Origin of the sequence: Microbacterium maritypicum (assembly GCF_008868125.1) — a bacterium.
Classification (GTDB): Bacteria; Actinomycetota; Actinomycetes; order Actinomycetales; family Microbacteriaceae; genus Microbacterium; species Microbacterium maritypicum.
In genome coordinates, this window is sequence record NZ_WAAQ01000002.1 from 26895 (window position 1) to 51574 (window position 24680).

Below are 24680 nucleotides of genomic sequence, written 5' to 3' on the forward strand. Positions count from 1 at the left end.
GTCGCCGCGCCGTTCCCCGATACGCGGCGGATCGGGCCGATGGTCCCGGTCCTCCGCTTTCGCGGGCCCACGGCTCGCATGACAGGATGGGATGCCATGGAGACCCCTGACGAGAAGCCCGACGATCGCTCCGCAGGACACACACCTCCGCGTCCTCGCACGGATGCCGTCGGCACAGGCGCGAACCGCCTCCCGACCAAGGCCACCGCGACGGCGCGGAAGATCGTCCGCGACATCGCCGCCGTCCCCCCGCGCAGTGTGCACCCGGCCCTCGTGCCCGGCGTCTCGGTCGAGGAGACCGGACGCACCTACCGCACCGACCCGCTCGTGTTCGGAGTCGCGGTCACCCTCGTCGTCTCCTTCATCGCCTGGGGCATCTTCGCCGGCGACAACCTCTCCGGCACCACCTCTGCGGTTCTCGGCTGGGTCGTGGAGTACTTCGGTTTCTTCTTCACCACCATCGCCACGATCGTGTTGGTGTTCATGCTCTTCGTCGGCTTCAGCCGATACGGTCGCATCCCCCTCGGCCGCGACGACGAAGAGCCCGAGTTCTCGATGTTCTCCTGGATCTCGATGCTCTTCGCCGCGGGCATGGGCATCGGACTCGTCTTCTGGGGCGCGGCTGAGCCGCTGACGTTCTTCGAGAGCCCGCCGCCCGGCACCGTCGAGGCGAACACCCTCGAGGCCATGCACACGGCCCAGGCGCAGGTGCTGTACCACTGGGGTCCGCAGGCATGGGCGTTCTATGCCCTGGTCGGCGGCGCCATCGCGTATGGGGCGTTCCGCCGCGGTCGCACCCCGCTCATCTCCTCGATCTTCGCGCCGTTGCTCGGCGAGGGGCGCACGGCCGGACCCCTCGGTCGCACGATCGACGTGTTCGCGATCATCGTCACGCTGTTCGGTACCGCCGCCTCGCTCGGTCTCGGTGCTCTGCAGATCGGGCACGGCGTCGAGCTGGTCAGTGGGATCGGCGAGCTCGGAAACGGTGTGCTGATCGCCGTCATCGCGTTGCTCACAGCGTGCTTCATCGCGTCGGCGGTGTCGGGAGTCTCCAAGGGCATCCGTGCGCTGTCGAACATCAATGCGGTGATGGCGCTCGTGCTCGCCTTCTTCGTGTTCTTCGTCGGTCCGACGATGCTCATCCTGAACATCATCCCCTCCATCGCGGTGCAGTTCGTCGGCGATCTGCCGCAGATGATCGCACGCTCGGCATCACAGGGTGAGGAAGCTCAGGCCTTCCTGTCGAGCTGGACCATCTTCTACTGGGCCTGGTGGATCTCGTGGTCTCCGTTCGTGGGCATGTTCATCGCGAAGATCTCACGCGGACGCACGCTCCGTCAGTTCGTGTCGGTCGTGATCCTCGTCCCCTCGGCCATCTCCCTCGTCTGGTTCGCGATCTTCGGCTCGACAGCCATCCAGCAGCAGATGGATGGAGCGGGGCTCACGGTGGACCCCCCGGAGGAAGTGCTCTTCGGTGTGCTGGAGAACCTGCCGTTCCCGCTGATCACGAGCGTGCTGCTCATCCTGCTCATCTCGATCTTCTTCATCACCGGTGCGGATTCGTCGTCCCTCGTGATGGGCACCCTGTCGCAGCAGGGGCGACCCGAGCCGACCCGCTGGGTGACGATCGTTTGGGGATCGCTCGTGGGTGTGATCGCCGCCGTGCTGCTCGTCACCGGCGAGGAGGGGAGCGGTCTGAAGTCTCTGCAGAACGTGACCATCATCGCCGCGCTGCCGTTCGCGATCATCATGGCGTTCATGATGGTCGCCTTCATGAAGGACCTGCGGCGTGATCCGCTGATCCTTCGCGAGCGCTACGCCAAGGCCGCGGTGCGGCACAGCGTCATGGCAGGGCTCGAGGAGTACGGCGACGACTTCGCTCTCGTGGCGGTCGAGTACGACCACTCCGAGGACGACCTCGACTGGATCGACGAGTCGACCGTCGACGACTCGCTCGCCGAGGTGTACGAAGCGGCGACCGAGGCGATCGACATCATCCCGCCGGCCGACGTGGATGCGGTGGTCGATGCGGCTCTGGAGGACGGCCCCGTCGCACCGGATGCGGCAGATGCTCCGGAGCGTCCTCGCGCCGACTGAGCGCTACTTCGCCTTCGCCGCTTCCGCGGTGGCGGTGATGCGCGCGGCCATGCCGGCGAAGATCGCCCCGTGGAACGGGAGCACGGCGAGCCAGTACAGCCGTCCGGTCAGCCCGCGGGGGAAGAAGATCGCGCGCTGCTCGTAGCGGGCGCCTTCTTCGTCGGGAAGGGCGCGCAGTTCGAGCCATGCCTCGCCTGGGACCTTCATCTCGGCGCGCAGGCGCAGCAGCGAACCGGCATCCGCCGTCTCCACGGCCTCGACGCGCCAGAAGTCGATCGCATCGCCGACGCGCGCGGCCGTGCGATTGCGGCGGCCGCGGCGGAGTCCGACACCGCCGACGATGCGGTCCATCCACCCGCGCACCGCCCAGAGCAGCGGCGAGGAGTACCAGCCGTTCTCCCCGCCGATGCCGAGGATCACGCGCCACAGCTCGTCGGGTGAGGCGCTGGTGGTCACGGAGCGGGAGTCGGTGAACACCGTGCGTCCGGCCCACTCCGGGTCGCTCGGCAGCGGGTCGCTGGGCGCTCCGGAGACCTCGGAATCCTGCCAGCTGGTCTCGATGGTGTCGCCGCGCACCCGACCGAGCGCGAGGTCCACAGCGCGTCGGTAGGGTGTCAGGCCGTTCTCGGGGCGGGGGATGAGCTCGTCGACCTCGTGGTCCTTCATGATGCACTCGTTCTGCAGCGACGCCACGAGAGGGCGCGCGATCGAGCGCGGCACCGGGGTCACCAGGTTGACCCAGTGCGAGGCGAGCCCGGGCGTCAGCACCGGGAGGGCGGCGATCGCGCGCTGGCGGAGTCCCGCCTCGACCGCATAGCCGTTCATCATCTGGCCGTAACGCAGCACGTCGGGGCCCCCGATGTCGACGGCGCGGTTCACATCGGCGTCGACTCGCGCCGCCCCGAGCAGGTAGTGCAGCACATCGCGCACGGCGATCGGCTGGATGCGATTGCGCACCCATTTCGGCGCCGGCATGTAGGGCAGCACGTCGGTGAGGTGGCGGATCATCTCGAACGACGCCGACCCCGATCCGATCACGACTCCGGCCTGCAGCACGAGGGTCGGCACGCCCGACCGCAGGAAGATCTCACCCACATGCACACGCGAGCGCAGGTGCGGCGAGAGCTTCGCGTCGTTCGGATGCAGGCCACCGAGGTAGACGATGCGATGCACGCCCGCGTGGGCCGCGGCGGCGGCGACGGTCTGCGCCGCACGCTCATCGCTCTCCTCGAAGCCCTTGCCCGCCGACATCGAGTGGATCAGGTAGTACACGACATCGACGTCGTCCATGGCTTCGGCGACGGCATCCGCATCGTCTGCCGAGCCCTCGACGATCTCGCAGTCCGCCCCCCAGGGGAACGACGCCGCACGCGCGGCATCCCGTGCCAGCACCCGCACCCGGTACCCCGCGTTCAGCAGGCGCGGCGTCAGCCGACCGCCGATGTATCCGGTCGCGCCGAGCACGAGCGCGAGCGGTGCGGATCCGTCGTCGCGGGGGACGGCGCGCAGAGTCTCTTCGCGGCCGGTGGGCTGGGTGAGTTCGGGCATGCCACGAGCGTAGGCCGGGAGGGCGCCGAGAGGAACGGGGTTGCGGGGTGTGACGGCGATCGGTAAGGGATGCGGTGAGGTGTGGCGCGGGGCGGAGGGGCGGAGGGGCGGACGGGCGGACGGGCGGCGTCGGACGGGAGGGCGGGGGACGGAAGGCGTCGGGCGTGCGGTCCGACGCGGACGGTTCAGATGTCGGAAGGATGCACGCATGCAGGGAGCCCGCACGGCGATTCCTCCTGCATCCGTCATTTCCTCCGACAAGTGGTGCGACTCGAGGGGATCGGCGCACCGTGCTCGACGGCCTCGGTGTCGGTGCGACCGGCACGATGACGTTCCCGGACCACGACGTGATTCCGGTACGCGTCTGGCGGAAGGCGAAGCGTGATCTCAGAAGCCCTGCTGCCCATGTTCGTGGCACTCGCGGACGAGACACGCTGGAGCATCCTGACGGCTCTCGGCGAGGGGGATGCTTCGGCATCCGCCCTCGCCGGGCGCCTTCCGGTATCTCGCCAGGCAATCGCGGAGGGGCTGTAGGTCTCAGAGGGCGGTGTATCCGCCGTCGACCAGGTGGTAGCTGCCGGTGATGAAGCTCGCCGCGTCGCTCGCGAGGAAGGCGATGAGGTTCGCGACCTCGTCTGCCTGCCCCAGGCGGCCGATCGGGTGCTTGCTCACGAGGAACTCCTTCGCCTCGTCGCCCATGTTCGCCAGCAGCGGGGTGTCGATGAAGCCGGGGCCCACCGAGTTCACGCGCACGCCCTTGGCGGAGTACTCGAGCGCCGCCGACTTGGTCATCCCGACCACGCCGTGCTTGGCCGTGACGTAGGCAGGAGAGCCGGCGAAGCCGACGCTGCCGAGGATCGAGGCGATGTTCACGACCGAGCCGCCGCCGTTCGCGAGGATCGACGGGATCTGCGCCTTCATGTTGCGGAAGACCGCGTTGAGGTTGATCGCGATGACCTTGTCCCAGGCCTCGTCCTCGTACTCGGCCGTCGGAGCGGTGGCACCGCCGATGCCGGCGTTGTTGACACCGATGCGCAGGGGTGCGAGCGAGTTCGCGAGTTCGATGGAAGACGCGATCCACGCCGCATCCGTCGCGTCGCCGACCGAAGCCTCGGCCGTGCCGCCGGCCGCGCGGATCTCCTCGACGACCGCATTCGCGTGATCCGCATTCAGGTCGTTGACCACGACCGATGCGCCGTTCTTCGCCAGCAGGAGGGCGGTCGAGCGACCGATTCCGCTTCCTGCTCCCGTCACGATCGCCGAGCGGTTCGAGACGTCGTACTGAGCCACGAGTGACTCCACTTCCGGGCGGGCACGGTGCCGGGAGATCTTCTCGGACGGTCCGTCCTTCTCTCCAGCCTACGCCCGAAACGCGGGGTGGATTCACGTGAATGGATGCCGCACGTCGGCGCCTCGTGCGTCAGCTCAGGTGGCGGATGGAGGCGCGGACGATGACGGGCATGGGGATCAGCATCGCGCTCAGAGGGCGGTCGCCGAGCAGCATCTCGACCGCGGTGCGCCCGATCACGTCGTAGGGCAGGCGCGCGGTCGTGAGCCCCGGTCGTTGGAAGCTCGCCAGCTCTTCGTCGTCGAACGACGCGACCGAGATGTCGTGCGGCACCGTGAGTCCGCGCTCTGCGATCGCCTGATACGCCCCGAATGCCACGCCGTCGTTTCCGGCCAGGATCGCGGTGAGATCGGGGTGGGCATCGAGCATCCGCATCGTCTGCGTGTAGCCGACGTCGGGGTTCCAGTCGGACACGTCGACGACGACCGGTTCTATGCCTGCCTCGGCGAAGGCGGCGTGGATCCCGTCGAATCGGGGGCCGATGGTGACCGAGTGGCGCGGTGACGAGACTGCGCGGGGGTTGTTGCCGATGACGCCGATCCGTCGGTGTCCGGCGTCGGTGAGCAGCTTCGCCATCGCGTGCCCGGCGGTGCGTTCGTCGGGGAGCACCGAGGCATGTTCCGTCGTCGAGGTGCCGTTCACGATCACGACAGGTACGTCGTGCGGCGTCTGCGGCACATCGATCATGCGGGCGCCGAGCAACCCGATCAGGATGCCGTCGACGCGCCGATCGATCATCGCCTGGATCTCATCCGCGATCTTCGCGTCATCGCCCTCGGTCTCGGCGATCAGAACGGTGTAGTCGTGCTCCTTGGCTGCGGAGAGGAGGCCGCGGATCATCTCGGATGCGTAGCGGGTCACCGTGATCTGGTCGGAGATGAAGCCGAGCGTCTTGGTCTTGCCGAGCCGCAGGCTCTGAGCTGCGGGATTGGGTCGGTATCCGAGCTCCTCGGCGGCGGCGCGGACCCTTCGTGCGGCATCGGCGGAGAGGCGCGAACCCGGCCGATCGTTCAGGATCATGCTGACGGCGGTCTTCGACATGCCCGAGAGCGCGGCGACATCGGCGAGCGTCGGCCTGCGATCGACGTTCTTCGGCACCGGCTTCCTCCTGTCGTGACATCTCCAGCTTAGGCAGTGCGGGCGCTCCCGCGGAACCACAAGCGTTGAATTGATTTAGCAAACTGCTTGCAGCCCCCGGTCCGCGATGCTAATGTCGGCGTGCTGAATCAATTCAGCATCTCCGTGCGGATACAGCTTCCCGCCTGCGGAGTCACGAAAACAGGAGAGAACATCGTGGTTGATCTCACTCGCAGGGCGCTGTTCGGGGCGATCGGACTGGGCATCGTCGGCACCGTGGTCTCGTGGCCGCGGCTCACCGGATCCGACATCCCGGGTCGCGGCACCGACACTCTGACGGTCGCCCTCTTCGGCACGGCGCAGGACGCGGTGGCGCGTCAGTCGCTGATCGACGGATTCCAGCGCAAGCATCCCGGCATCGAGGTGCGCATCGTCGCCATCCAGGGTCAGGACTGGAGCGAGTACTTCGCGAAGATCCTCACGATGATCGCGGCGGGCACGCCCCCGGATGTCGTCACGGTCGCGACCGAGGGCTCGCAGCTCTTCGCTTCGCGCCTCGCGCACCCGCTCGATGACTTCGTGCGCAGGGACGCGGCCGAGATGCAGGAGTACTTCGACGACGTGAATCCGACGCTCATCGAGGCGTTCATGTACCAGGGCAGCCTGTTTCAGATGCCCGACAACTTCAACGCGGCGAACGTCTTCTACAGCACCCAGGCCATGGAGCGCGCGGGGCTCGAACGCCCCGCCGACAACTGGACTCTGGAGGAGTTCCTCACCACGGCCCGCTCGATGAAGAAGAGCGCTCCCGAGCAGTTCCTCCCGTACTTCTGGAACAACCGGCTCTGGGGTGGTGTCGTGCCGTGGCTCTACGTCAACAACACGAGCTTCCTGCGCGAAGAGAAGGCAGGCGGAGGTGACTGGTTCTGGGATCGCTTCTACCCCGACCAGCCGTCCCGCAGCGGAGGCTACGTGTGGAAGCAGGCCGACGCTCTGAACGAGCATGCCGTCGAGAGCTTCTCCGTGCTGGAGCGCATGGTCTCGGAGGGTCTTGCGGCGAACCCCGCGCAGGGCGGTGGAAACGAGCTGGTCTCGCTGTTCTCCACCGGCTCGGTCGGGATGACACCCGCAGGAGGATTCTGGGTGCGCGGCCTCGAAGAGGCCGGCGTCGCGAACGACGCGTATGACGTCACCTACTTCCCGCGGATGTCGGGACAGCGGCATCAGTTCGGTGCGGGCGGCTACGCGATCATGGAGACCTCGCCGCGCAAGGACGAGGCCTGGGAGTGGCTCAAGTACTGCGTCTCGGTGGAGGGGATGAAGATCGCCCACCCGCGACCCGACTCTTCTCTGCCCCGCCGCTCGCTCAACGCCGAGCTGTACGGCGCGGGGGTGGGACCTGCCCACTGGGAAGTCTTCTACGACACCCTCGACAAGTTCCCCGACACCGGCCCGATGCCGGCCCCGCCGCAGCAGGCCGCAGTCGAGTCGGCCCTGCTCAAGAACGTGGTGTCGACCATCACCAACGGTCCTTCCGGCGTACGCCGGGGCCTTGAGACGATGCAGCGAGATCTCGAGATCGCGCTGGGAGGACGATGATGTCGGAGAGCACTCGCACCCTCACCGTCCCGCCGGGAGCACGCGGCGAGACCGGCACCGCAGCTCGATCCGGGCGAGCGATCGTGTGGATCTTCCTGGCACCCACCCTGATCGGCCTCGGGCTGTTCAACCTCGTACCGATCGTCGGATCGTTCGTCCTGGCGTTCTTCCGCTGGGACATCATCTCCGATCCGGTGTTCGTCGGAGTCGACAACTTCGTCGACCTCGCGATGAACCCGACGGTGCGCGTGTCGTTCCTGAACACCATCGGCTTCGTCATCGTGGCGGTCATCCTGCAGCTCACGGTCGCATTGGTGCTCGCCATCCTCGTGCAATCGAAGATGCCGACGTGGTTGCGCACCTTCTTCCGGTCGTCGCTGTTCTTCCCGCTGATCCTGTCGGCCGCATCTGTCTCCCTGATCATGGCCTATCTGTTCAATCAGGAGTTCGGGCTCGTGAACCAGACGCTCAACCTGCTCGGCATCGCCGACGTCGGGTGGCTGACGACCGGCTTCGGGGCGAAGGTCGTGGTGCTGCTGGTCTACGTGTGGCAGAACTTCGGCTTCACGTTCCTGCTCTTCATCGGAGGGCTCGCCGCGATCCCGAGCGAGGTCTACGAGGCGTCGTCGCTCGACGGCGCGGCCGGGTGGACGCAGTTCCGTATGATCACACTGCCCCTGGTGAGCCCGACCCTGCTGGTCGCATCGGTCATGGCCATCATCAACGCGCTGCAGATCTTCGATCAGCCGTGGGTGCTCACCCGCGGCGGGCCCGGCGATGAGACCCGAACCGCCGTGATGGTGATCTACGAGTCCGCCTTCCGGGAGCTCGACTTCGGTGGCGCCTCCGCCATCGGAATCGTGCTGACGCTTCTCATCATGCTCGTCACGGCCATCCAGTTCCGGCTGAGCCGCCGATTCGTCTTCTACGGGTGAGGCCATCATGACTACGACAATCATCACGAAGCGCTCGTGGGCACACAGCCTCGGCACGGGTGGCAAGTTCGTCATCCTCGGGTTGGCGGCCTTCCTCACTCTCGGGCCCGTCGTGTGGACCCTCGTCACGGCGCTCTCGCCCACCGACAGCGTCACACAAGAGGTCACGGTCGGATTCGGTGCGTTCGCCGACGTCTTCACCAAGATCCCGCTCTGGCTGTATGCCTGGAACAGCGCGCTCGTGGTGATGCTCGTCGCAGCGGGGCAGATGCTCTCTGCCGCGATGGCGGGCTACGTCTTCGCCAAGTTCGAGTTCCGCAGCAAGAAGATCCTGTTCGCCCTGATTCTCGCGACCATGATGGTCCCGCTGCAGGTCACGATCGTGCCCGTGTTCATGCTGGTGAGGGGCATGGGTCTCGCCGACACCCTGCTGGCACTCATCGTGCCCGCCCTGCCCACCGCATTCGGCACGTTCCTGATGCGGCAGTACTTCATGGGGATCCCGACCGAACTGGGTGAAGCCGCTCAGCTCGACGGCGCCGGCCCCTGGCGCACGTTCTTCGGCGTGTACCTGCCGCTGGCGACGCCGGCTCTCGCGATCGTCGGCATCCTCGCCTTCAACTATCACTGGAACGAGTTCTTCCGACCGCTCATCATGACCATCAGCGATCAGAACTTCACCCTGCCACTGGGACTCGTGACGCTGCAGGGCAACCTCGGCACCGGCAGCATCTCGACGGTGCTCGCCGGCGTGATCCTCTCGATGATCCCTGCGCTCCTGGTGTTCTTCTTCGGGCAGAAGCCGCTGCGCGAAGGACTCACAGCGGGCGTCGGCAAGTGACGCACGCCCCCATCAAGTAGAAAGACGACTGCCCCGGTGACCCCTACTGACCTTCCCCCGGTCCGCACCACGAGCCCGCGCATGCACTTCGCTCCGCGCAACAACTGGATGAACGATCCGAACGGTCTCGTCTTCCACGACGGCCTGTACCACCTGTACTTCCAGTACAACCCGCAGGGTGTCGAACACGCCAACCTCAGCTGGGGACATGCGACGAGCGCCGATCTCCTGCGATGGACCGAGCACGACCCTGCGATCCTGTGGGACGACACGGCGCAGATCTACTCCGGCTCCGTCGTGGTCGATCACGGCAACACCTCCGGCTTCGGCACCGACCAGGATCCGGCGTTGGTGGCGCTCTACACGGCAGCTGCGCCTGGACGCCAGGCGCAGGCTATCGCACACAGCACGGACGGCGGGTACGTCTGGACGAAGTACGACGGTAATCCGGTGCTCGACCGCGGCACGAGCGACTTCCGCGATCCGAAGGTGTTCCGGTACGACGACGGAGGGGACGGGTACTGGGTGATGGTCGCGGTCGAGGCCGAAGACCGCCAGGTGCTGTTCCACCGCTCCGACGACCTCACGACCTGGACCTTCCTCTCGTCGTACGGTCCCGCGGGCCCAGTCGGCGGTGTGTGGGAGTGTCCTGACATGTTTCCGCTCGCGGTCGACGGTGATGACGACGATGTGCGCTGGGTGCTGTTGATCAGCCTCAACCCCGGCGGTATCGCAGGCGGTTCGGGGACGCACTACGTGGTGGGCGATTTCGACGGTACGACATTCCGCGCCTCCGTTCCCCACCCCGCTCCGCCGCGTGAGCTGCTGAGAGACGGCAGTCAGTCCCGCGACGAGCTCGAACGCTATGGCTGGATCGATTTCGGACCCGATTGCTACGCCGGTGTCACGTTCGACGGCCTGGCTCGCGACGAGCGGACGCTCATCGCCTGGATGGACAACTGGGAGTATGCCGGTCGCATACCGGGTGGGGACTCCGACGAACACCGCAGTGCGATGACGCTACCTCGCCGGCTCTCGCTCACGCGCGACGAAGTGGGGGCCGAACGCCTGCGGCAGCACCCGGCGGTCGACCTCGATCCCGGCGAGAGCATCGACCTCGCCGGTGTGACCGGCAGCGTCGTGCTCGCCGAAGGGGTCGCCGGAGCCGCGCGGGTCGGCTTCACCGCGACGTTCGGCGATGCGCAGAGCGTCGAGCTGCACATCGAGTCGGCATCGGATGACGGTCGGGTCGTGATCCGTCAGGACCGTACGAGCGGACGCATCGAACTCGTCCGCTCCGGCGAGAGGATGCCGTTGGGCTTTCACAGGTCTCCGTCGATGCGTCTCGACCGGCCACGCGAGGTCGGATGGGACCTCTGGATCGACGATCTGAACGAGCGGGTGTCGTCCATCGAGCTGTTCGCCCAGAACGGCGAGAGGGTGCTCACCGCGCTGGTCCCCGTCGCGTCGCCGCGCACGTACACCGTGGCAGCCATCGGAGGAACGCTGCACGGGGCGCGCGCCGATGTCGCGGAGCGGGGATGCTGACCACCCGCTGCCTCGTCGTCGGTGAAGCTCTCGTCGATGTCGTCGACGGCGTGCCCCACCCGGGCGGATCGCCCATGAACGTGGCCATCGGCCTCGCCAGGCTGGGGATCGATACGAGATTTCTCACCCGGATCGGAGACGACGAGTACGGTCGGATGCTTGGCGAGCATCTCGTCCGTGAGGGCGTCGCTCTGACCGCGGCGAGTCTCAGGGTCGGGGAGTGCACCTCTCGTGCCACCGCCGTGATCGGCACGGACGGCGCGGCCGTCTACGACTTCGACATCGAATGGACCTTGTCCGAGTCGACCGCGATCGCCGAGGCGGCGGAGGCCGACGTCATCCACGTCGGGTCGATCGGTGCGTCGCTCGAACCCGGGGCGACCGCCGTCCGCGCGATGCTCCGAACGGTCTCGAGCCGCACTCTGCGCACGTACGACCCGAACATCCGGCCGGCGCTTCTCCGACCGCGAGCTGCAGCCGTGGCGCGCGTCGAAACGATCATGGCCGCATCGCACGTCGTGAAGCTCAGCGACGAGGATGCCGACTGGCTCTACCCCGGTCGCGCTGTCGATGATGTGCTCGCGCACCTGCTCGCTCGGGGTGCCAGGATGGCCGTTGTCACGAGGGGCGGGATCGGGTGCACCCTGGCGATCGCGGGTGGTGGGCGGCCGGTGACGAGGCAGGCGGTCCCGGTGAGCGTGGTCGACACGATCGGTGCCGGTGACGCCTTCATGTCCGGCCTCGTTTACGGACTCGTCTCTGGGGGCCTCGTTTCGGCGCTCACCGCCGAGGTCTTCGCCCCCGACGCCGATCTCCTGAGGGCGCTCGAGCGAGTCGTCGACACTGCGCTCGCCAGTGCGGCCGTCGCGGTGTCTCGCACCGGCGCTGCCCCGCCGCACCTGGGCGAGTTGGCGCACAGTTCGGTGTCCTGACGCGGTCTCGCGCGGTGACGGCAGCGTCGGTGTCGCAGAAACCGCTTGACACCCGATCCGCTCAGGCATAACGTACAACCAAATGGTTGCACAAAGAGAACTGAGCGAAGCGGAGGTCGACCGTGTCTTCCACGCACTGGCCGCGTCGACCCGGCGCGACATCCTGCGCCGGACGATCGAGCGCGAGCAGTCGGTCTCGACCCTCGCCGCAGAATACGAGATGTCGTTCGCCGCGGTGCAGAAGCACGTCGCCGTGCTCGAGGCCGCGAACCTCATCGTCAAGCGCGCCGAGGGACGCGAGCGGCTCGTCCGCGCGAACCCCGAGATGATCGCCCGCGCCAAGGCGCTCCTCGCCCGATACGAAGAGTTGTGGCGGTCGCGCATCGCCCGACTCGACGACCTGCTGGCCGAGACGCCTCGGTCCGGCTCATCCGACACCAGCGACAACTACAAGAACGAGCAAGGAGACTGAACATGCCTGTCACCGACGTCACCACCGATGCCGAGAACCTGACCATGACCGTGGTCGCCGACTTCGCAGCCCCCATCGAGCGAGTGTGGAGCGCGTACTCCGACCCGCGTCAGCTCGAGCGCTTCTGGGGTCCTCCCGGGTGGCCGGCCACCTTCACCGCCTGGGACCACACCGTCGGCGGGCGTGCGGTCTACTCGATGAGTGGTCCGCGCGGGGAGAAGTCGTCAGGGGCGTGGGAGTTCGTGTCGATCGACGCGCCGAAGAGCTTCGAGGTCATCGACTCGTTCGTCGATGAGAGCGGTAAGCCGCTCGACGGCTTCCCCGCGCAGCGGATGTCGTTCGTCTTCGAGCCCACCGCCGAAGGCACCCGCATGGTCACCACGAGCCACTTCGACTCGGTCGATGCGCTCGAGCAGGTCGTCGAGATGGGTCAGGTCGAGGGCCTCAAGATGGCGATGGCGCAGCTCGACACCGTGCTGCAGGACCTCCGCGACTACGCACAGGGCAAGGGCACGCGCGTCGAGCTGCTCGACGACACGCACGTGCGCATCACTCGTCTGGTCGAGGGGCCGCGCGAGCTGGTGTGGCGTGCCCACTTCGAGCCCGAGCTCATCCGCAAGTGGATGCTCGGACCCGACGGCTGGGAGATGACGGAATGCGTCGCCGCCACCGAGGTGGGCCAGTCCTACCGCAACTCGTGGGCGCCGGTCGGCGACACCGAAGGGGAGCCGTTCGGCTTCGAGGGGCAGGCGCTCCTGATCGACGCCCCGCGCCGCGCCGTCAGCACCGAGCGGATGCAGGGCATGCCTGTCGAGACGCTCAACGACCTGAACCTGTACGAGGAGGACGGTGCGACCCTGGTCACGCTGCTCATCGAGTACCCCGACAAGGAGACGCGCGACATGATCCTCGCCACCGGCATGGCCGACGGCATGGAGTCGTCGTTCGCCCGCCTGGAGCGGGAGCTGCTCTCCGTCTGAGCGCGCACAACTCCGGACGAACCGGCCGGATCCGCCAGGATCCGGCCGGTTTCGCCGTCTGCGGGCACCCCTCTTCCTGAGTTGTGAACGCGGCAGGCGGACGCCGACAGGCGGAACCCGGCCGCTCGGGATAAAGTGGCGACACGATGAGGATCACGCGCCGCACTCTGCTCCTCGGCGCCGGAGCCGGTGTCGCTTCGGTTCTTCTCGCCTCCTGCACCCCGGAACCGACACCCACGCCGACGCCCACTCGCACCCGCGAGCCGGAGCCGCCGCCCGGCGTCCCCGCCGCAGCCGGCAGCATCCGCAGCACCTGGACCACCGATCCCTACGCCCTCGGCGCCGCCAGTTTCACACCCGTCGGCGTGCTCGCCGGCACGCGCCTCGCGCTGGGCGCCCCCGTGGACGCACGCCTGTTCTTCGCGGGCGAGGCGACGGATGAGGACGCTCCCGGCACGGTGCGCGGCGCGATCAGCTCGGGCACGCGCGCGGCAGAAGAGCTTCTGGTCCCGGCGACCTCAGGGGAGCGCGTCGCGGTCGTGGGGGCGGGGCTCGCCGGCGCCACCGCTGCCGCTGTGCTCGCCGAGGGCGGCATGGAGGTCACCGTCTTCGAGGCGAGGGACCGGGTCGGCGGGCGCATGCACTCCCGCGTCGACGACTCGTGGCCCCTGCCGGTGCAGCTCGGCGCCTGGCTCTTCGGCACGGACGACGCCGAGGTGCTCGACCTGATGAGCAGCGGAGACGTCGGCGTCGTCGAACTGGCGGGTCAGCTCTGGCACGGGCCCGAGGGCGACCTCGACCCGATCGACCCCCAGCCTTTCGACGCGGCGATCACAGCGGCGCAGGCCGCCCCCGAAGACTCCTCGGTCACCGATGCGTTGACCGCCGCGGGTATCGATCCGAGTGATCCGGCGACCGCGGCCCTGCTCGCGATCCTCGCCGCCCGCACCGGTGCCGGCGCCGACGAACTGTCGAGCTGGTTCGCGCCTCCCCTGCCCACGGGAGACCCGAAGGCCGCGACCGGCGACGTCGCACCGTTCATCGAGCAGGCCCTCGACGGGGTCAAGGTGGGGCTCAACTCTCCGGTCGCCCGCCTCGCCTACGACGATTCCGGGGTGAGCGTGCGCCTCGGCACCGGTGAGGCGCTGTCATTCGATCGGGTCATCGTGACGGTTCCACTCGGAGTGCTCCAAGACCGCAGCATCGAGTTCGACCCGCCCCTGCCATTCTCCAATCGCGGGGCGATCTCGGCACTCGGCATGGGCGCGATCGAGACGGTCTGGCTGCGGTGGGACGAGCCGTTCTGGGAGAACGACGAGGCCATCTGGCACTCCGTCGGCGCCGACGTGGCCATCGCGACCTGGATCAATCTGCGACCCGCGACCGGCGAGAACGTGCTCGTCGGGATCGTCGGCGGCGCGGCGGCAGCGGAGTTCGCGAAGCTCGACGAAGACGAGGCGATCGAAGCGGCCCTCGCCTCGCTCGCCCTCTACGTCTGACCGACCCGTTCGCCGGCTCTCGCCTGCTCCGGCGTCGATGCCTGCGCAGTGCCCTCGGTTTTCCCGCGCAGCCGTTTCGGTACCGGCATGCGGCTGATGAGCACGAGGAGGGTGGCGACGGCGGCGAACGTGCCGAGCGCGATCGCCGATGAGATCAGGAACTCCATCGGACCGCTCACCTGCCGCGGATCGAGGAAGTAGTACGGGTACCAGCCGATCAGCGGGCCGCGGATCATGGTGGCGACGCCCCAGATCACCGGGTACGCCAGCGACACCGGGATCACGCGCCACGGGACGGAGCGGTGACCGGGTGCGAGTGCCCAGGCCGCCACGGTCACTGCGGGGAGCCAGAAGTGCAGCACCTGATCCGACCAGGGCACGTCGATGCGGATGCCGCGGATGCCGGCCTGCCAGACCAGGATGGCGAACACGAGTCCGGCCGTGATCGTCCAGGTCAGAACGAGTGCCAGGGCGACGGTGAGCCAGCGAGGATCCTTCGCGCGGCGCAGCGCGAGGATGCCGGCGACGGTGAGCAGCACCACGAAAGCGATGTTCGACTGGTTCGTCAGATAGGCGAAGAAGTTCTGGCTCGCGATCGTGTTCGATGCGAGACCCCAGGCGAGCCGGTGGATGAGCGCCACGAGACAGACGGCGGCCGCGCTGAGGCGGAGCAGGCCGAAGACGGTACGCGCCTTCACCGCTGCGTCACCCGCGATTCCTTCATCTGCCGAGTCTACGGACCTCAGCTCGGAGGACCCGTTGTGCCGCAGAGGGCACGCGTCCCTGACAGTGGTGAGTCCGTGCGGGTGGTCCGGCCCGTCAGCGTCGGGGTTCGCGGGTCGACCACAGCGCCAGCGCGACGAGCACGGGCTGGAAGAACAGCCGCACGAAGCGCTTCATGTCCGTGTCGAGACCGAAGCCGTCGCGGTGGTGCATCCACTGCGCCACGTTGCCGGGGAACACGGCGACGAAGAACAGAGCGGCGATCGTGCCGACCGTGCGCCGACGGCGTCGTGTCAGCAGCAGGGCGGATCCGAGTGCGATCTCGGCCACGCCGGAGGCGAGCACCGTGGTGTCAGGATCCAGCGGCAGCGACTCGGGGACCTGCGCCTGGAACTCCTCGCGCGCCACCGTGAGGTGCGAGACGCCCGCGAAGACGAGGGAGGCGCCGAGGAAGATACGGCCGATGGTGCGGGTGGGAGTCGACATGGTGCGAGTGTACGCCGCGGTCGCTGCGCTCAGATCAGGCGGCGGAGCGCCTCTTCGAGCGAGATGCCCTGAGCCTCGGCCCGGTCGCGCAGCCGTGCGTGCTCGTCGGAGGAGAGGGGGATGCGCAGCTCGATCGGGTCGTCCGCCGGTGCGTCCCACCCGTCGAGGAGGTCGGCGGCCTCGGCCCAGAGCGGCTCAGCGACCGACGTCGGGGCCGCGGGGGAGGGCGCGAGTGCTGCGGCAGCCGACGTGCTCGACGATGCGGATGACGATGCGGCTGATGACGGCGCGGCGGACGAGGAAGCGGCGACCGGTGCCGACGCGGCGACGGCGGCTCCGGCGTCTGCCGCGCGGGTGAAGCCGGGCCCTCGTCGCGGTTCCTGCTTCGCCTGGTAGGCCTTGGCCGCGGCGTTCGCGCGCTCGTCGGCGGCTTCGTTCAGCGGGTGTCCTGCGTGGCCCTTGACCCAGGAGAACTCGACGTTCCGGCCACGGATGGCCTCATCGATGCCCTCCAGCAGGTCGCGGTTGAGCACGGGCCCGCCGTCGGACTTGCGCCAGCCCTTGCGCTTCCACCCCGGCATCCACTTGGTCACGGAGTCGATCACGTAACGGCTGTCGCATTCGATCAGCAGCTTCTCGTCGGTGCCCGCCGTCGCGAGCAGCAGCTCGAGCACGGCCCGCAGCTCGCCCTGGTTGTTGGTGCCGTGCGGGGATCCGCCGGCCGCCCAGTTCTCGTCGTCGATGTACCAGGCCCAGCCGTTGGGGCCGGGGTTACCCAGGGCGGAGCCGTCTGCGGCGGCGGTGATCGTCATCCCTCAACCGTAGCCGCGCGCCCGTCCTTCATTCGCACTCGGGCCGCAGGGATCGGACGCCACGCGCGTCGCGGAGGAGCCTCGCCGATCCGGCGATCCTGCCGCGAGGCGTCAGTCCTCTTCGGGATCTTCGCTCAGCGGCTCGGCGTTCTCGGTCGAGGCGGCCTCGGGGACGGGAGGTGCGACCGGGAACAGGACAGAGCTCAGGTCGCCGCTGGCCTCCGCGCCGAGGCCGATCGACAGCGGATCGACGACCGGCGCCGAGTCGAGCACATCCGTCTCGGAGCGCTCGAGCGGCTCCGAGGGCAGCACCCACTGGTTCTCTTGCTCTTCAGGCTTCTGCTGAAACAGTCCCATGGGTTCCATTGTGAACCCGCATCGCGGCGAAGAGGCCGGACTCACACAGGATTGATCGGATGCGGCCCGCGCGGGTGACGACGTCAGGCCGTGGCCGCGCGGCGGAAGGTGAAGTATCCCGAGACGGCACCGTGATTCACCACGCCCGTTCCGGTGCTCATCACCCGATCGGATGTGGTCGCGCCCGAGTCGACGAAGGCGTATCCGGTGTGCTCGAGTCGCCAGCCGACGCGCTCGACCTCGCCGAGGAAGTAGCCGACGCTCTCGTTCTGGTGGCACTCGTTCGCCGCCGAACCCCACGATGACGGGGCTCCGGTGAGACGGCTGACCTCGACGTGCAGGTGCAGCAGGGGGTCGCCGCGGGTGTGTGCCTCGCGTGCCGCGCCGAGCAGTCGTTCGGCTTCGTCTGTCGTCAGCATGATCCCCCTTCGATGCGCCGTCGGTCACGGCTCATCTGAGAGCGTACGTCGGGGCCTCAGGCTGAGGCCGCACGCACGGCTTCGACGAGCGCGCGCCAGGGGCCGTCGAGCTCCGAGTCGGGCAGCTCCCGTTCGCGGCGCTCCGACGGTGTGCGGGCCCGGATGCTCCACACGAACCGGTCGGCGCCGGATCCGGCGTCCGTCTCCTGGTCCCACGGGCAGCGGTCGATCAGGTCGATCCAGTGCACCGCATCGTCGGGCGCGGCCTCCACCCGCCATTGCCGGCGGATGCCGGCGATACCGCCGGTGCGCACCACCGCGATCGCGACCTGCGCGTCAGTCGGTGGAGAGGACTCGCTCATCTCCATAGACTCCCACGGTCGTCCACGCGCGTCGAGCCGCTGCGGCTGTGGCGGCGTCGACGGCTGCGGCCGCGGCGACGGTGGCATCGGCGAACTGCGTGAAGGTCGCGGTGCTCGACAGGCCGCCCGTGAGCGCGCGATACCAGACGGTGCCCGCGCGCTCCCACGCCTTGCCACCGAGGTCGATCGAGAAGAGGGCGAACGCGCGGTTGGGGATTCCGGAGTTGATGTGCACTCCGCCGTTGTCTTCCGTGGTGCGCACGAAGCCGCTCATGTGGTCGGGCTGCGGGTCTTTGCCGAGCTCGTCGTCGTCGTAGGCGGTGCCCGGCGCGATCATCGAACGCAGAGCCGCGCCCTCGACGGCGTCGGTGAAGATCTCGGCGCCGATCAGCCACGTCGCCTGGTCGGCCGTCTGGCCGAGGGCGTACTGCTCGGTCAGGGCGCCGAACACATCGGCGATCGACTCGTTCAGTGCGCCGGGCTGGCCCTGGTACTCGAGGTTCGCGGTGTGCTGCACGACGCCGTGCGCGAGTTCGTGTCCGATGACGGTGAGCGAGCCGGTGAAGTGCTGGAACACCTCGCCGTCGCCGTCGCCGAACACCATGCGCTCGCCGTCCCAGAACGCGTTGTCGTAGTCGACGCCGTAGTGCACGGTCGCATCGAGCGGCGCCCCGGCATCGTCGAGCGAGTTGCGATCGAAAGCGGCCAGGAGCATCTCGAACGTGGCGCCGAGTCCGTCGAAGGCCTCGTTGACCGCGGGGTCTTCGACGGGCCCGTCGTCTTCGCCGCGCACGATCGCGCCCGGCAGCTGCTGCGTGTTGCCCGCATCGCTGATCGTGCGGTTCGGGGCCTCGGACAGCTGGGCCACGAGGTCGCCGTTCTCGTCGATCGAGAGGTCGATGCGCGCGCGGAACGGCGGGCGGCCGGCCGTGAGCGTCTGCCGTGCGGCGGCCGCGGCCTTCGGGAAGCGACCCGACTCGGCCAGGCGCGCGAGCAGGTAGGAGGGGACCACTCCATGATGTTGTGCGGATGCTGTGCTGCTCATGCTGCGACCCTACGCCGGAGGGCCGACGTTCGAGCGGTCTCGCCCGCGTTCCGGGGAACTTCTCCGGTCGACGCCGCGGTCAGTCGCGCTCGATGCTCAGAACGGTCGTACGCAGTCCGCCGGACTCGTACTGCACGGGCATGCCCGGGTGGTCGATCGAGAACCAGAAGATGCCGTCGTCGGTGTCGTACCGGCGGCAGGTGAGCGCGCCGAGCGGTGTCGACAGGCTCACGGTCGACACGCTCGTGGTGCCGGCGTCGAAGGCGGCATGGCCCTGCAGCTCGGCCCAGGTCACCCGGTTCGAGACGACGGCCTTGGGGTCCTCCGCGGCCCAGCGGTCGAGGGTCGCTCCCTCGTCATCGGTGTCGTGGAAGCGGTTGACGTGCTCGGCCATCGGGCCGTCGGGGCCTTCCAGCAGAAGCCGGATCACGGTGCCTGTTCCGGTGGCGTCGCGGATCTCGGCGGCGGTGAACGGCGTCGGCAGGAGTCCGGGGCCGAGCAGGTGCGGATCGGAATCGGTCATGCATCCAGTCTGCGCCACGGGTGACCGGCACGTCACGGGATGGTCTCGATGGAGCGATCCGGACCGGCGATCCTTGACAGGATTGCGTTCTGTATACAGAATACCAGTACGCCCGAAGGGGTGATCCCGACCTAGATCTTCCAATGATGAAAGAGGTAGCGAGATGGCACGTGCGAACGTGACGCGGTATCTGGCACTGGGTGCCGCCGGCGCTCTGGCACTCGGACTCGCCGCGTGCAGCGGTGGGGGCGGAGGAGGCGGAGGGGGCGTCGACGCCGACGGCAAGGCCACGGTCGTCTGGTCCACCTGGGGCACGGCCGACGAGCTCACCCGCTACGAGGAGTTCAACAAGGACTTCATGAAGCGCCACCCCGACATCACCGTCAAGCTGCAGCCCGTCGCCGACTACGGCGACTACCACTCCAAGCTGCTCGCGCAGCTCACCAGCAACACCGCGCCCGACGTGTTCTACGTCGGTGACGACAAGATCGGTCAGTTCGTCGACTCGAAGCGCCTGATGCCGCTCAGCGAGCTGATGGACTCGAAGGACAGCAAGACAAAGAAGGACGACTTCTTCCCCGGTCTCTTCGGCGCCGCCGAGAACGACGGAGAGGTCTACGCTGCTCCGAACGACTCCAATCCCGACGTGTTCTGGTACGACAAGCAGGCGCTGGCGACCGCCGGGATCACCGAGGACCCCGCGACCCTGGCCGAGAACGGCGAGTGGACCACCGACAAGTTCCTGGAGATGAACAAGAAGCTCCACGACGCGGGTCTCACCGGCACCATGTACTGGAACTACTGGGCGACGCACTGGAGCTGGCTCTCGTCGCAGGGCCTCGATGCTCCCTATGACGATTCCGGAGCCTTCGTCGCGAACAAGGATGCCGACACCGTCGAGTCGGTGCAGCAGCTCGGCGACCTGTTCGAGGACGGCACCTTCGTCGTCGCCGACACGCTCCCTGACGGCGCCGGCGCCGACAGCGTGTTCGTCACGCACAAGGCCGGCTTCTTCGTGCAGGGCCGCTACACGATCGGCACGGTCGATGCGACGGGCGAGCAGGACAGCTACGACATCGTGCAGTGGCCGACCCCTGACGGCGAAGCCGCTCCCACGGGCGTGGCGACCAGCTTCCTCGCGATCAACGGCAAGACCAAGGTGAAGGACGCGGCCTTCACGTTCTGGACCGAGTTCCTCTCCGCCGAGGGGCAGACCTTCCGTCTGCAGGGCGGCGGCAACGCGGTCCCCTCGATCAAGGGCGCCGACGAGGTCGTGCTCGAGGGCGACTATCCCGCACACGCCCAGACCTTCCTCGACATGCGCGACATCGGTTTCGAGGACTACCCCGCCGAGGCACGCGTGCCCGGCCTGCCGACCGCCATCGCCGATGAGTTCCTGAAGCTCTACCAGGGCAAGGCCGACGCACAGGAGACGCTCGACACCATCGCCGACCTGGTCAAGGAACGGTCGGAGTAGAACGAGTGAGCACTCTCACCGAGAACGGGCGGATGCCGCAGGTCACCCCTGCGGCATCCGCCCCGCCCCTGCGCAAGGAGGCGCTCTGGCGTCGCCGCGACCGCCTGTGGGGCTACGTCTTCGTCGGCCCTCAGATGATCGGCATGGGGCTGTTCGTCGTGCTGCCGTTCGCCGCCAGCCTGGTGCTCGCGTTCGCGGACTGGGACGGTCTGACCGACCTCACCTGGGTGGGTTTCGCCAACTTCGCCGATCAGCTGACCGACCCGCTCCTCGGTCGCGCGATCCTCAACACGCTCATCATCGCGATCGTCACGGTGCCGATCGGCCTCGGACTCTCGGTGATCGTCGCCGTCGCGCTCGAGAAGCTCAAGACGCGCACGCTCTACCTGATCCTGTTCTTCGCCCCGGTCGTGACCTCCACGGTCGCGGTGGCGATGATCTGGCAGCAGATGTTCCGCTCCGACGGGCTGCTGTCCACGACGATCTCGAAGGTCTTCGGGGTCACCCCGCCCGATTGGCTGCAGGACCCGAAGCTCGCCCTCCTCGCCGTCTGCATCGTCACCATCTGGTCGTCGATGGGCCTCAACGTCGTGATCTTCCTCGCCGGGCTGCAGAACATCTCCCCCTCGGTGATCGAGGCCGCCCGCATCGACGGCGCAGGGCCCTGGAGGCTGTTCACGAGCATCCGCCTGCCGTTGCTCTCCCCGATCGTGTTCTTCTCGTCGGTGGTCGCCTTCATCTCTTCCCTGCAGACGTTCGACACGGTCTACGTGCTGGTGCAGGACGCCGGCCCCGACAACGCGACCCGCACCATCGTGTATCACATCTTCGATCTGGGCTTCGGGCGCTTCGAGTTCGGTCCGTCGAGTGCCGCGAGCATCATCCTGCTGCTGCTGACGCTCGTCATCACCGCGGTGCAGTTCGGCGCGCAGAAGAAGTTCGTCCACTACGAGGATGACCCCGCATGAGCATTCAGACTCCTCCGCTGACCGGCCCCGCTCCGGCGACCGACTCCACCATCGCCATCACCGCGCCCGGATACCGCTCGCGCGGGCGTGGAGGCCCCTCCGTCGATCGCGCGCGCCGCCGGTTCGGGTCGACCCTGCTGCACGTGGTGCTCGTGGTGGCCGGGATCGGCATGGTGTTCCCGTTCGTCTGGATGCTGCTGACCTCGTTCAAGACCCTGCCGCAGCTGCTGAAGAACCCGCTGCAGTTCCTTCCTGATCCCTGGACCTTCGAGAACTACACGCAGGCCTGGAACGCGGTCCCGTTCGGTCAGGCGTACCTGAACAGCGCGTACATCGCGATCCTCGTGGTGGTCGGCACGCTGCTCACGGCGTCGATGGCGGGATATGCGTTCGCGCGGATCCGGTTCCGCGGCAGCAAGGTGCTCTTCATCGTCTTCCTCGCGACGCAGATGATCCCGAAGCAGGTGACGCTGATCCCGTTCTACCTGCTGATGTCGAACCTCGGCTGGGTCGACTCGCATCTCGCGCTGATCGTGCCCGGCATCATGGCGAACCCCTTCGCGGTGTTCCTGATGCGGCAGTTCGTGCTCGCCCTGCCGCGGGAACTGGAAGAGGCGGCCATCGTCGACGGCGCCGGCCGCTGGCGCATCTTCTGGAGTGTCGTGCTCCCGAACCTCAAGCCCGGTCTCGCGGCACTCAGCATCATCGTCGCACTCGACGTCTGGAACGCCTTCCTGTTCCCGCTCGTGCTGCTGAACTCGCCCGACCTGTTCACGGTGCCGCTCCTGCTGAACGCTTTCGAGGGCCAGCAGGGATCCATCAATTACGGACTCGTGATGGCGGCTTCCGCGATCGCGACCGTGCCGATGCTGATCGTGTTCGTGATCGGTCAGCGCAAGATCCTCAACAGCATGGCCGCCTCGGGACTCGGAGGGCGATGATGACGGATGCCGCCGCGCTCGCCGGGCGCCGCCTCGACCTGGTGTCCGCGCCCTTCACGTTGCCGCGCTCGCGCGTGCTGGTGTTCCGCGCCGACGACGGCGAGGGCGTGCGCGTGCACACCTCGGAGTACGAGCGGCGGCTGTCGGACTGCCGGGTGCTGGATGCGCTGACCGTGATCGGCGCCGGGGGCGAGGTGCTTCCGGTGACCGACGTGCATCCTGCGCGAGTGACGTTCGGCGCTGCTGCGGCGACGCTGACCTTCGCCGATCCGTCGACGCTGAGCCTCGGGGGAGAACCGGGGGCGCGGGTGCGGCTGCGGCGTCCGGACGGTCATGTCGAGGAGCATCTGCTCGGCGGCGGCATCCGGTTGCGCGTCGCCGCGGATCGTGCCGTCGCGGTGGAGAGCGGAGACCACTGCGCAGCGCTCGCCGCGACCGAGGCGATCTGGGCCGAGTGGTTCGCGAAGTGCCCGAGCGTGCGCGACGATCTGCAGGAGATGGCGGCGTTTTGCTGGTGGGTGCTCGGTGCGAACATCGTCGAGCTGCCGTCGCTGGGCGATGCCAGGGCGATCGTGCCGTCGAAGATCGGCTACGTCGGTCTCTGGCAGTGGGATGCCTACTTCATCGCCGTCGGCCTGCGGCACGGCGACCCCGAGCTCGCTCGTGAGCAGCTCGATATCGCCTTCCGGTTCCCGCAGCCCGACGGGCAGCTGCCCGATGTCGTGCACGAGCTTGGAGTGCTGGCGACCAGCGACGACCTTCCCGAGAGCGACCGCGCGAACTTGCGTCGTGCCGGATCGCAGATCGCCGATCCGAGTGCGCCCGTGCCCCTGACCAAGCCGCCGCTCGCCGCGTGGGCGTTGCGCAAAGTGCTCGAGGTCGAGGATGCTCCCGACTATGCGCGCACGCAGCTGGCCCGCATCGTGCGCTCGCAGGACTGGTGGTTCGCCGGGAGCGACCTCGACCACGACGGGATGCCCGAGTACGGGCATCCGTACTCCTCTGGGCTCGACGACAGCCCGATCTTCGACGGTCCCCTGCCGACCGCGGCTCCCGACCTCGGTGCCTACCTCGTGCAGCAGGATCGGGAGCTCGCCTCCCTGCTGGTGAAGTACGAGCCGGATGCCGACGTGGAGCGGTTTCGTGCGCGGGCCGAGACCACGCAGGAGCTGCTGCTGCGCACGTGGGATCCCGAGCGGAGCCGGTTCCTCGCCTTCGGCGGCGGAGAGCCGCAGCTCAGCGACACCGTCGTCGGGCTGATGCCGCTGCTCACGGGCACGCTGCCGGCTCCGATCGCCGCGGCGCTGCGTCAGGCCGTCGACGACCCCGAGCGCTTCGCCCTGCCCTGGGGGCTGCCGACCGTCGCGGCCTCCGATCCCGATTTCTCGGAGGAGCGCATGTGGCGCGGACCGGTGTGGGTCAACACGAGCATGCTCGTCGCCGAGGGGCTGGAGGCGTCGGGGTATCCCGAGCGCGCGCGGGAGCTGCGTGAGCAGACCGTGGCCCTGGTGATCCACGGCGGGGGCCCGCACGAGTACTTCAATCCGCAGACGGGCGAGAAGGCCCGCACCGCCACCACGGCATTCGGCTGGTCGGCCGCGCTGTTCGTCGACCTCGCGGTGCAGCTCAGCTGACCCCGCGTCGCGGAACACCGCGGGGCTCTGCGCCCTCCTGTTGTATTCAATATTCAT

The 24680-nt window shown here is 68.1% G+C and carries 25 protein-coding genes; 14 read left to right on the forward strand and 11 right to left on the reverse strand.

Annotated elements, in window-relative coordinates; all coding sequences use genetic code 11:
* The first annotated feature begins 96 nt into the window (after positions 1–96).
* On the forward strand, positions 97–2097 hold the full coding sequence (locus tag F6W70_RS10890; protein ID WP_151486718.1) for a BCCT family transporter: 2001 nt from the start codon (positions 97–99) through the stop codon (positions 2095–2097).
* A gap of 3 nt (positions 2098–2100) precedes the next feature.
* On the opposite strand, the gene F6W70_RS10895 is transcribed toward F6W70_RS10890, so the two are convergent.
* Positions 2101–3645 (reverse strand): SDR family oxidoreductase, encoded by a 1545-nt coding sequence (locus F6W70_RS10895; RefSeq protein WP_151486719.1) that lies wholly within the window; start codon positions 3643–3645, stop codon positions 2101–2103.
* 381 nt (positions 3646–4026) lie between these two features.
* On the opposite strand from F6W70_RS10895, the gene F6W70_RS10900 reads away from it, so the two are divergent.
* Complete coding sequence (locus F6W70_RS10900) at positions 4027–4179, forward strand: hypothetical protein (RefSeq protein ID WP_318278868.1); 153 nt, start codon at positions 4027–4029, stop codon at positions 4177–4179.
* A gap of 3 nt (positions 4180–4182) precedes the next feature.
* Here the strand turns inward: F6W70_RS10900 and F6W70_RS10905 are convergent, their stop codons facing one another.
* Positions 4183–4935, reverse strand: coding sequence for an SDR family NAD(P)-dependent oxidoreductase (locus tag F6W70_RS10905; protein ID WP_055869213.1), 753 nt, complete (start codon positions 4933–4935; stop codon positions 4183–4185).
* A 130-nt stretch (positions 4936–5065) separates the two neighbouring features.
* Entirely contained in the window at positions 5066–6091 is a 1026-nt protein-coding gene (locus tag F6W70_RS10910; RefSeq protein WP_151486720.1) for a LacI family DNA-binding transcriptional regulator, read from the reverse strand.
* A 195-nt stretch (positions 6092–6286) separates the two neighbouring features.
* On the opposite strand from F6W70_RS10910, the gene F6W70_RS10915 reads away from it, so the two are divergent.
* From F6W70_RS10915 to F6W70_RS10950, 8 genes are all read left to right on the forward strand, one after another.
* Positions 6287–7669: an extracellular solute-binding protein gene (locus F6W70_RS10915; protein WP_151486721.1), complete on the forward strand. Its 1383-nt coding sequence runs from the start codon at positions 6287–6289 to the stop codon at positions 7667–7669.
* On the forward strand, positions 7669–8604 hold the full coding sequence (locus F6W70_RS10920; RefSeq protein ID WP_318278869.1) for a carbohydrate ABC transporter permease: 936 nt from the start codon (positions 7669–7671) through the stop codon (positions 8602–8604). The genes F6W70_RS10915 and F6W70_RS10920 overlap by 1 nt, the downstream gene beginning before the upstream one ends.
* A gap of 7 nt (positions 8605–8611) precedes the next feature.
* Positions 8612–9445 carry a carbohydrate ABC transporter permease gene (locus F6W70_RS10925; protein WP_055876214.1) on the forward strand — a complete coding sequence of 278 codons (834 nt, stop codon included), beginning with the start codon at positions 8612–8614 and terminating at the stop codon, positions 9443–9445.
* Positions 9446–9481: 36 nt separating this feature from the next.
* Entirely contained in the window at positions 9482–10993 is a 1512-nt protein-coding gene (locus F6W70_RS10930; RefSeq protein ID WP_318278870.1) for a glycoside hydrolase family 32 protein, read from the forward strand.
* Positions 10987–11925 (forward strand): carbohydrate kinase family protein, encoded by a 939-nt coding sequence (locus F6W70_RS10935; RefSeq protein WP_151486722.1) that lies wholly within the window; start codon positions 10987–10989, stop codon positions 11923–11925. The genes F6W70_RS10930 and F6W70_RS10935 overlap by 7 nt, the downstream gene beginning before the upstream one ends.
* 82 nt (positions 11926–12007) lie before the next feature.
* Positions 12008–12397 (forward strand): ArsR/SmtB family transcription factor, encoded by a 390-nt coding sequence (locus F6W70_RS10940; RefSeq protein WP_151486723.1) that lies wholly within the window; start codon positions 12008–12010, stop codon positions 12395–12397.
* Between the two features lie 2 nt (positions 12398–12399).
* Positions 12400–13377: an SRPBCC family protein gene (locus tag F6W70_RS10945; protein ID WP_151486724.1), complete on the forward strand. Its 978-nt coding sequence runs from the start codon at positions 12400–12402 to the stop codon at positions 13375–13377.
* 146 nt (positions 13378–13523) lie between these two features.
* Complete coding sequence (locus F6W70_RS10950; RefSeq protein ID WP_151486725.1) at positions 13524–14876, forward strand: flavin monoamine oxidase family protein; 1353 nt, start codon at positions 13524–13526, stop codon at positions 14874–14876.
* Here F6W70_RS10950 and F6W70_RS10955 read toward each other — a convergent pair.
* From F6W70_RS10955 to F6W70_RS10990, 8 genes are all read right to left on the reverse strand, one after another.
* A complete protein-coding gene (locus F6W70_RS10955; protein WP_318278871.1) occupies positions 14867–15574 on the reverse strand; it encodes a Pr6Pr family membrane protein in 708 nt (235 codons plus the stop codon). The two genes, F6W70_RS10950 and F6W70_RS10955, sit on opposite strands and share 10 nt — an antisense overlap.
* Before the next feature lie 121 nt (positions 15575–15695).
* Positions 15696–16085 carry a DoxX family protein gene (locus F6W70_RS10960; protein ID WP_151486726.1) on the reverse strand — a complete coding sequence of 130 codons (390 nt, stop codon included), beginning with the start codon at positions 16083–16085 and terminating at the stop codon, positions 15696–15698.
* 29 nt (positions 16086–16114) lie between these two features.
* Positions 16115–16897: a ribonuclease H family protein gene (locus F6W70_RS10965; protein WP_151486727.1), complete on the reverse strand. Its 783-nt coding sequence runs from the start codon at positions 16895–16897 to the stop codon at positions 16115–16117.
* 111 nt (positions 16898–17008) lie between these two features.
* Positions 17009–17254, reverse strand: coding sequence for a hypothetical protein (locus F6W70_RS10970; protein ID WP_151486728.1), 246 nt, complete (start codon positions 17252–17254; stop codon positions 17009–17011).
* Positions 17255–17337: 83 nt separating this feature from the next.
* Positions 17338–17673 (reverse strand): hypothetical protein, encoded by a 336-nt coding sequence (locus tag F6W70_RS10975; RefSeq protein WP_151486729.1) that lies wholly within the window; start codon positions 17671–17673, stop codon positions 17338–17340.
* 56 nt (positions 17674–17729) lie between these two features.
* Positions 17730–18035 carry a protealysin inhibitor emfourin gene (locus F6W70_RS10980; RefSeq protein ID WP_151486730.1) on the reverse strand — a complete coding sequence of 102 codons (306 nt, stop codon included), beginning with the start codon at positions 18033–18035 and terminating at the stop codon, positions 17730–17732.
* Positions 18010–19080 (reverse strand): M4 family metallopeptidase, encoded by a 1071-nt coding sequence (locus tag F6W70_RS10985; RefSeq protein WP_151486731.1) that lies wholly within the window; start codon positions 19078–19080, stop codon positions 18010–18012. The genes F6W70_RS10980 and F6W70_RS10985 overlap by 26 nt, the downstream gene beginning before the upstream one ends.
* Before the next feature lie 79 nt (positions 19081–19159).
* Positions 19160–19603 (reverse strand): hypothetical protein, encoded by a 444-nt coding sequence (locus F6W70_RS10990; protein ID WP_141387264.1) that lies wholly within the window; start codon positions 19601–19603, stop codon positions 19160–19162.
* Between the two features lie 163 nt (positions 19604–19766).
* On the opposite strand from F6W70_RS10990, the gene F6W70_RS10995 reads away from it, so the two are divergent.
* The 4 genes from F6W70_RS10995 to F6W70_RS11010 are packed head-to-tail and all read left to right on the forward strand — an operon-like array spanning position 19767 to position 24623.
* Positions 19767–21080: an ABC transporter substrate-binding protein gene (locus F6W70_RS10995; protein ID WP_055869232.1), complete on the forward strand. Its 1314-nt coding sequence runs from the start codon at positions 19767–19769 to the stop codon at positions 21078–21080.
* Positions 21081–21085: 5 nt separating this feature from the next.
* Entirely contained in the window at positions 21086–22048 is a 963-nt protein-coding gene (locus F6W70_RS11000; protein ID WP_017831191.1) for a carbohydrate ABC transporter permease, read from the forward strand.
* On the forward strand, positions 22045–22989 hold the full coding sequence (locus F6W70_RS11005) for a carbohydrate ABC transporter permease (protein ID WP_017831192.1): 945 nt from the start codon (positions 22045–22047) through the stop codon (positions 22987–22989). Before F6W70_RS11000 ends, F6W70_RS11005 begins: the two co-directional genes overlap by 4 nt.
* Positions 22986–24623, forward strand: a complete 1638-nt coding sequence (locus F6W70_RS11010; RefSeq protein WP_151486732.1) for an amylo-alpha-1,6-glucosidase — start codon at positions 22986–22988, stop codon at positions 24621–24623. Before F6W70_RS11005 ends, F6W70_RS11010 begins: the two co-directional genes overlap by 4 nt.
* Positions 24624–24680 lie beyond the last annotated feature (57 nt).

Bases quoted from the DNA above. Each gene is read 5' to 3' on its own strand.
- F6W70_RS10890 (WP_151486718.1), top strand. From the start codon at position 97: ATGGAGACCCCTGACGAGAAGCCCGACGATCGCTCCGCAGGACACACA.
- F6W70_RS10895 (WP_151486719.1), bottom strand. From the start codon at position 3,645: ATGCCCGAACTCACCCAGCCCACCGGCCGCGAAGAGACTCTGCGCGCC.
- F6W70_RS10920 (WP_318278869.1), top strand. From the start codon at position 7,669: ATGTCGGAGAGCACTCGCACCCTCACCGTCCCGCCGGGAGCACGCGGC.
- F6W70_RS10925 (WP_055876214.1), top strand. From the start codon at position 8,612: ATGACTACGACAATCATCACGAAGCGCTCGTGGGCACACAGCCTCGGC.
- F6W70_RS10935 (WP_151486722.1), top strand. From the start codon at position 10,987: ATGCTGACCACCCGCTGCCTCGTCGTCGGTGAAGCTCTCGTCGATGTC.
- F6W70_RS10940 (WP_151486723.1), top strand. From the start codon at position 12,008: ATGGTTGCACAAAGAGAACTGAGCGAAGCGGAGGTCGACCGTGTCTTC.
- F6W70_RS10945 (WP_151486724.1), top strand. From the start codon at position 12,400: ATGCCTGTCACCGACGTCACCACCGATGCCGAGAACCTGACCATGACC.
- F6W70_RS10950 (WP_151486725.1), top strand. From the start codon at position 13,524: ATGAGGATCACGCGCCGCACTCTGCTCCTCGGCGCCGGAGCCGGTGTC.
- F6W70_RS10960 (WP_151486726.1), bottom strand. From the start codon at position 16,085: ATGTCGACTCCCACCCGCACCATCGGCCGTATCTTCCTCGGCGCCTCC.
- F6W70_RS10965 (WP_151486727.1), bottom strand. From the start codon at position 16,897: ATGACGATCACCGCCGCCGCAGACGGCTCCGCCCTGGGTAACCCCGGC.
- F6W70_RS10970 (WP_151486728.1), bottom strand. From the start codon at position 17,254: ATGGGACTGTTTCAGCAGAAGCCTGAAGAGCAAGAGAACCAGTGGGTG.
- F6W70_RS10975 (WP_151486729.1), bottom strand. From the start codon at position 17,673: ATGCTGACGACAGACGAAGCCGAACGACTGCTCGGCGCGGCACGCGAG.
- F6W70_RS10980 (WP_151486730.1), bottom strand. From the start codon at position 18,035: ATGAGCGAGTCCTCTCCACCGACTGACGCGCAGGTCGCGATCGCGGTG.
- F6W70_RS10985 (WP_151486731.1), bottom strand. From the start codon at position 19,080: ATGAGCAGCACAGCATCCGCACAACATCATGGAGTGGTCCCCTCCTAC.
- F6W70_RS10990 (WP_141387264.1), bottom strand. From the start codon at position 19,603: ATGACCGATTCCGATCCGCACCTGCTCGGCCCCGGACTCCTGCCGACG.
- F6W70_RS10995 (WP_055869232.1), top strand. From the start codon at position 19,767: ATGGCACGTGCGAACGTGACGCGGTATCTGGCACTGGGTGCCGCCGGC.
- F6W70_RS11005 (WP_017831192.1), top strand. From the start codon at position 22,045: ATGAGCATTCAGACTCCTCCGCTGACCGGCCCCGCTCCGGCGACCGAC.
- F6W70_RS11010 (WP_151486732.1), top strand. From the start codon at position 22,986: ATGATGACGGATGCCGCCGCGCTCGCCGGGCGCCGCCTCGACCTGGTG.